This is a genomic window from Johannesbaptistia floridana (assembly GCF_057440575.1).
The window spans coordinates 1-6,255 of sequence record NZ_JALKVM010000374.1; the positions used below are offsets into that span (position 1 = coordinate 1).

Here is a 6,255-nt window from a genome sequence, read left to right on the forward strand (position 1 = left end):
TAGTTGTAGGGTGTGTTAGGGCGAAGCCCGTAACGCACCGCTAGATGAGTAATGAGTAATGAGTAATGAGTAATGAGTAATGAGTTTTGAAGTAAGAAGGTAGTAACCTGTAGGTTGGGCAGGGAGATAACCCAACAGTATAAAAGTAGTTGTAGTTGTAGGGTGTGTTAGGGCGAAGCCCGTAACGCACCGCTAGATGAGTAATGAGTAATGAGTAATGAGTAATGAGTTTTGAAGGTAGCCTGTAGCCTGTAGGTTGGGCAAGGAGATAACCCAACAGTAGTTGTAGGGTGTGTTAGGGCGAAGCCCGTAACGCACCAGACTGACGGGGTGATACCAAATCCGGTTATGAAATAAACCCGTCTGTTGCTATAACACACTATTTACTTATTAAGCAGCAGAAGATAGAGAGTTAAGCTCAACTACATCCTGATAGTAGTCACATAACTGTTGGGTAGCAGCACTCCAACCCCATTTTTCAGCTTCTAAACGGGCATGATTACGGAGTTCTTCTTTAGCAGTAAATTCGGTATTCAGAAGTTTTTGAGTAGCGTTAACGGCGCCGAGGGGGTCTTGAGGGTCAAACATATAACCATTAACTCCATCGGTAACAATATCAGGAATACCTCCCGAACAGGCAGCTACTACCGGACAACCTGCGGCCATAGCTTCTAGGAGAACTAAACCCAGAGTTTCAGTACGAGAGGGAAAAACAAAGGCGTCAGCGGAGGCATAAGCAGAAGCTAGTTCTAAACCCTGGAGATAGCCGACAAAATTGGTAGCCGTGTCAGCAAAATGAGTTTCTAGAGTTTCTCGATGAGGACCATCTCCCACAATCGCCAAACGTGCTTCGGGAATTGCCTCTAATACTGGTTTAATTTGCTCTATTTCTTTTTCTGCGGAGACTCTCCCCACATACAGTAGTAGGGGGGCTTCGGGATGACCTTGGGAGAGGCGGCTACGCATGGCAGTAGATGCTAAACTGGGTCTAAACATATCTGTATCTACTCCCTTTTGCCACAGTTTCACTCTTTCGATTCCGTGGTTAACTAATTCTTCTACCATTGCCGTAGATGTACATAAATTCAATTTAGCTTGATTATGTCCTGCTTTGAGTAATTCCCATAATAAGCCTTCTAAAGCTCCTAAACCGTAGTGATGAAGATACTGAGGTAAATGGGTATGGTAGGAAGCTACTAAGGGTATTTGTAGGCTTCTAGCATAGTATAATCCTCCTAAGCCCAATACGGCAGGGTTTACCACGTGAATTAAATCTGGTTTCCACTCCTCTAATGTTGTACCTATTGAAGGTCGCGGTAAAGCTAATTTTAATTCAGGATATAGGGGTAAGGGCATTCCTGGTACCCCATGAACTTTCGCCCCTTTGTATTCCTCTATTCCTCCTTCTGGAGCAAATACTAATACTTGATTACCTTTTTTTTGTAAATGATTAATTGTATGGCATAGACGGGTAACAATGCCATCTACTTTTGGTAAAAATGTTTCTGTAAATAAAGCAATTCTCATCTTATTCAATCAGTTTAAATTTCTCTTTGTTTCGCTTGTGCGACACAAGACCCACGGGCTAGATACACGTGGGTTATTTTTTCTGTAGAAGTGTCACAGGAAAAATCATAGAGCTTTTATAGAGCTTTTATCGCTTCCATCTCACTTTAGGTAAGATTTCTTCCACATCTACCCGATCTTTGTATTTAATGGCAAAATTCAGCAAAGAGTCAAGGAGAGAATCAGACAGATAATGGGGTTCTAGACCTAAATCAATCAGTTTAGTATTTTTAGGGTTAAAATAATGTTCTTCTGATTCAACACGAGGATTTTCTAAATTATTAATCTCTACATCTAAGCCCATAGAATTTCCGGCTTTTTTCACCATTAGCGCTAAATCGCCTACTCCAAAACTTTCAGTAAATTGATTTAGTACTCTAAATTGACCTGGTTCTGCTGGATTAGCGATCGCTAATTCTACACATCTTACCGTATCGCGTATATCTAAAAACGCTCTAGTCTGACCACCTTTTCCGTAAACTGTCAAGGGGTGACCTACTGCCGCTTGAATACAAAAACGGTTTAATGCTGTTCCGAATACGCCGTCATAGTCTAAGCGATTTATCAGCATTTCATCCATGCCTGTTTGTTCTGTGAGCACACCATATACTACCCCTTGGTTTAAGTCTGTAGCTCGCAAACCCCAAATTTTACAGGCAAAGTGAATATTATGACTATCATGAACTTTACTTAGGTGATAGAAACTACCGGGTTGTTTTGGATAGGGAAGAGTGTCAGTCCTTCCGTTGTGTTCAATGGTGATATATCCTTCTTCGATATCTATATTGGGTGTTCCGTATTCTCCCATCGTTCCCAATTTTACTAGATGACAATCAGGAAAATCTGATTTCATCGCATAAAGCAGATTGAGGGTTCCGACTACGTTATTTACCTGAGTCAATACAGCGTGTTCTCTATCAATCATTGAGTAGGGTGCCGAACGCTGTTCCCCAAAATGTACCACTGCTTCTGGTTCAAATTCGTGTAAAGTTTTACTAAGAAAACTATAATCGGTGATATCTCCGACAAAAAGATCAATTGATTTTCCTGTCAAATCTTTCCAGCGTTGTATTCTTGGTTTAATTTCAGCAATGGGAGTGAGAGTATTAACCCTAAGTTTGAGATCCCAATGACGTCTTACTAAACTATCAAGTATGCCTACTTCATAACCTTGATCTGAAAGATATAGAGCAGTTGCCCAACCACAATAGCCATCACCACCAATAACGAGTACTTTCATTTGTTTGTCTACTAACCTTTGTTTCCGAATATTGGGTAAATATATCAGTTTATCGTACCTCATTGAGCAAGGATATTGATAAGTTTTACTAAATCTGTAAAAAAAAATTTTGTTTTTAGGAACTGAGCTTGTTACTAACGTAAAATATAAATAGGCTGTCAAACCAAGAAACAAGCCTATGAAACAAAAAACTCCTCCCACTGAACAAAATTTCCATGACCTGAGAGCTACCCATAACGTTGGTTTCCATTTACCTCTGTGGAACCGGGGTAGTATAATTCTCCTATTAAGTGATGCTCTAGGATTAATCTTAGCCTGGCGAATCGCCGGATACTTTAATCAATTTCACTCACCTATTCCTGAGGATTTGGTGTGGTGGGTATGGTTAGGTATTCCCAGTTTATTCTGGATCTTTGCTTCTTTGACTCTGATTTTGTTTGCAAAAAACCAACTATATCAAATTTCTCTACAGGGGCAAAACTACGTTAAGTCGGCACAGTTAATTAGTTTGGTTTATATCACTTCTTTAGTTTTAGGTTATTTTTATGATCCGAAGTTAGATGCCCCTCGGTCTTTATTTATTACGGCTTGGGTAGGGAGTATTGTCTTAGTGGTTTTATTTCGTCTGTTAATTAGTTTGATTTGGAATCAGCTACTTAACAAAAGTCAACCGATAAATGTTTTTTTAATCGCTAGTAGTGTGAAAATAAAAAAACTAGCTCAAATATTGGAAAATAGAGCTAATTATCGAGTGGTGGGCATGGCTTTGGCTTCTACTGCCCAAAGTCCCATTGTCCTGCAAAAAATTGCCGAATCTGGCGCCCAAGAAGTATTAGCTACAGATTTACCAAAAACTGAGTTGGCTTCCACTCTTTACTGGCATATACGCCGCTGTGGTCTGTCTTTGCGGTTGATTCCTTCTAGCATCGAAATGCTTCACCGTCGCGGCACTCCAGAAATTTTTGCAGGTTTACCGACTCTACGTCTAGATACTCATTTGTTTATCGGTTGGGATTATCAACTTAAGCGTTTGATTGATTTCGTTTCATCCTTGGCAGGGATAATTGTTTTATCTCCTTTGTTTATAGGGGTGGCGATCGCCATTAAACTCTCTTCTCCAGGACCTGTATTTTTCTGTCAAGAAAGAATTGGTTTACAGGGTAAAGTCTTTCAAATGTGGAAGTTTCGCACTATGGTACAAAATGCCGCTGAGTTACAGGCAAAATTAGAATCTCAAAATCAGTCTAAAGATGGGGTGATGTTTAAAATCAAAAAAGACCCTCGCATTACTTCTGTGGGAGCTTTCTTGAGAAAAAGTAGCATTGATGAACTGCCACAGTTATTTAATGTTTTAATTGGACAAATGAGTTTAGTGGGACCTCGGCCTTTACCCTTAAGAGATGTGGAACGCTTTGATACTTGGCATCACATTCGCCACCAAGTTTTACCAGGTATTACCGGATTATGGCAAATCTCCGGCCGTTCTGATATCGAAGAGTTTGATGATGCAGCGCGTTTAGACCTTTACTATATCGATAATTGGTCTTTGAATTTAGATTTAGATATCTTAATGGCTACTGTCAAAATTATTCTCTTCGGTAAAGGCGCTTATTGAACTCAAATCTTGCATCTTTTCCACTCATCCACCACCAGTAACATTTGGGTTTTGATGCTTTGGTGTGAGATTTAGTGGTTTCGGTGGGTTTTTTGCTTCAAAAAAGTAAGTATAAATATTTATAGCAATGAGCGTTGTACTGTTAACAATATTTATATTTACAGATCCTCCCAACCCCCCTTACTAAGGGGGGCTTTTCATCATTTTTGTCAACATCTATTGGCGAGCTTGCTATAAAAAACTCATTACTCCAAAACTCATTACTTCTTACTTCAAGACTTCCTCACTTCAAAACTCAAACACAACCAGCAACTTTTGGCAAAGGTGCAAGATCTGAGTAGGCGTGCTTTGGTCTAAGTTATAAATAGTGTTATGATATTCCGTTAGTATGAGTTAAAAATTTATGTTACTAGAACCCAGCATAATTACTGTATTAAGTTTATTAGTTTATTTTGGAACCACTATCAATGTGGGACGAGTTAGAGCTAAATACAATATTAAACCACCTGCTATGACAGGAGATCCTAATTTTGAATGTGCCGTACGGGTACAACAAAATACCTTGGAACAATTAGTATTTTTCTTACCTCTGTTATGGATTTTTTCCTACTATATTAGTTCCTTTTGGGGCCTGATTCTGGGAGGATTTTGGATATTAGGACGTATAATCTATGCTTTGGGTTATTATCAAGCACCAGAAAAGCGTACTCCCGGTTTCGGCATTAGTTCTCTATCTAGTTTAGCTCTATTGGGGGGAGCGATCGCCGGGTTAGTTCTTGCTTTTTCTGGTCGTTTATAATTTTAAATATAATTAATTCTAGTATATTTTCTCTACTAGAATTACTTTAATCCTTGGCCCGCATTTCTCACAAACAGGGCGATCCCTTCTGTTTATCTTAACTATTTTTAACTATTTTTAATCTTCTACTTCAATAGAAAGAGGTACCCTCGTTACTTTGGGTAGTTCTACTAGTTCTACCTCTTCTTCTTTAGTAGGTAATAGTACTGGTAAAGGATCTGGTTCGTCTAACCAGCAACTAGCTATTGGTAGAGTATGTTCTAAATCTTCTAATAGTCTCGGTATCACCATCACTGCGTTTAAGCTACCAATTCTCTCAGCTTCGTACATTCCCGCTTCTATGGCTACGGCTACGTTAGCTACTGTCCCTCTAATAATTGATGTACATAAACCTGCGCCGATTTTCTCGTAGGAAGCTAGTTGTACATCTGCTGCCTTTAGCATAGCATCTGCTGAACCTACTAAGGCCGGAAACCCTCTCGTTTCTAGTAATCCGATGGAACGATTACTTAAACGGCTGTAGCCTCTTTGTTGTTGGGCTAATTCTACTAACTGACTACCTATGGGGAAAATCGCTTCTAAGTTAGGCATAGGACGTGGTATAACTAGTTTAGAAATCAATTGCCCGAATTTTTCGGCTGTTTTGCTTCCTTCTTCTACTGCTAGGCGTACATCTGCTACTTTACCTCGCACTACTGCCGTACAATGACCACTGCCAATTTTTTCATAGCCTACTAGGGTAACCTCTGCTGATTTTAACATCATATCTGCTGTTCCTACGATTGCGGGAAAGCTTTTTGTTGAGATTAAACCAAGGGCACTATCTTGAAAGTGGTATTGTTGTTTAGGCGATCGCCTTGAGGTAGATAATTCCATATAACGTTGAGTAAATATTATTTTATTTTAATTATTCTACTTATTTATTTATGATACACTATCTTTGCTCTTACTGTTACATTCTCTTAATTCCTAGTAGGGGCGCAAGGCTTGCGCCCTAAAGCAAGGCTTGCGCCCTAAAGCAAGGCTTGCGCCCTA

At 39.5% G+C, this 6,255-nt stretch carries 5 protein-coding genes; 2 read left to right on the plus strand and 3 right to left on the minus strand.

Annotated features, from left to right (window positions below; all coding sequences use genetic code 11):
• Positions 1-390: 390 nt before the first annotated feature.
• The gene (locus MW688_RS20885) at positions 391-1,527 is read right to left on the minus strand and encodes a glycosyltransferase family 4 protein (RefSeq protein WP_486737943.1); all 1,137 of its coding nucleotides are present in this window, start codon (positions 1,525-1,527) and stop codon (positions 391-393) included.
• Positions 1,528-1,654: 127 nt separating this feature from the next.
• Complete coding sequence (locus MW688_RS20890; protein WP_486737944.1) at positions 1,655-2,806, minus strand: NAD-dependent epimerase/dehydratase family protein; 1,152 nt, start codon at positions 2,804-2,806, stop codon at positions 1,655-1,657.
• A 178-nt stretch (positions 2,807-2,984) separates the two neighbouring features.
• On the opposite strand from MW688_RS20890, the gene MW688_RS20895 reads away from it, so the two are divergent.
• Positions 2,985-4,421: a sugar transferase gene (locus MW688_RS20895; RefSeq protein ID WP_486737945.1), complete on the plus strand. Its 1,437-nt coding sequence runs from the start codon at positions 2,985-2,987 to the stop codon at positions 4,419-4,421.
• Between the two features lie 403 nt (positions 4,422-4,824).
• The gene (locus tag MW688_RS20900; RefSeq protein WP_486737946.1) at positions 4,825-5,220 is read left to right on the plus strand and encodes an MAPEG family protein; all 396 of its coding nucleotides are present in this window, start codon (positions 4,825-4,827) and stop codon (positions 5,218-5,220) included.
• 117 nt (positions 5,221-5,337) lie between these two features.
• On the opposite strand, the gene ccmO is transcribed toward MW688_RS20900, so the two are convergent.
• Positions 5,338-6,096, minus strand: coding sequence for a beta-carboxysome assembly protein CcmO (gene ccmO / locus MW688_RS20905; protein WP_486737947.1), 759 nt, complete (start codon positions 6,094-6,096; stop codon positions 5,338-5,340).
• Between the last annotated feature and the right edge of the window lie 159 nt (positions 6,097-6,255).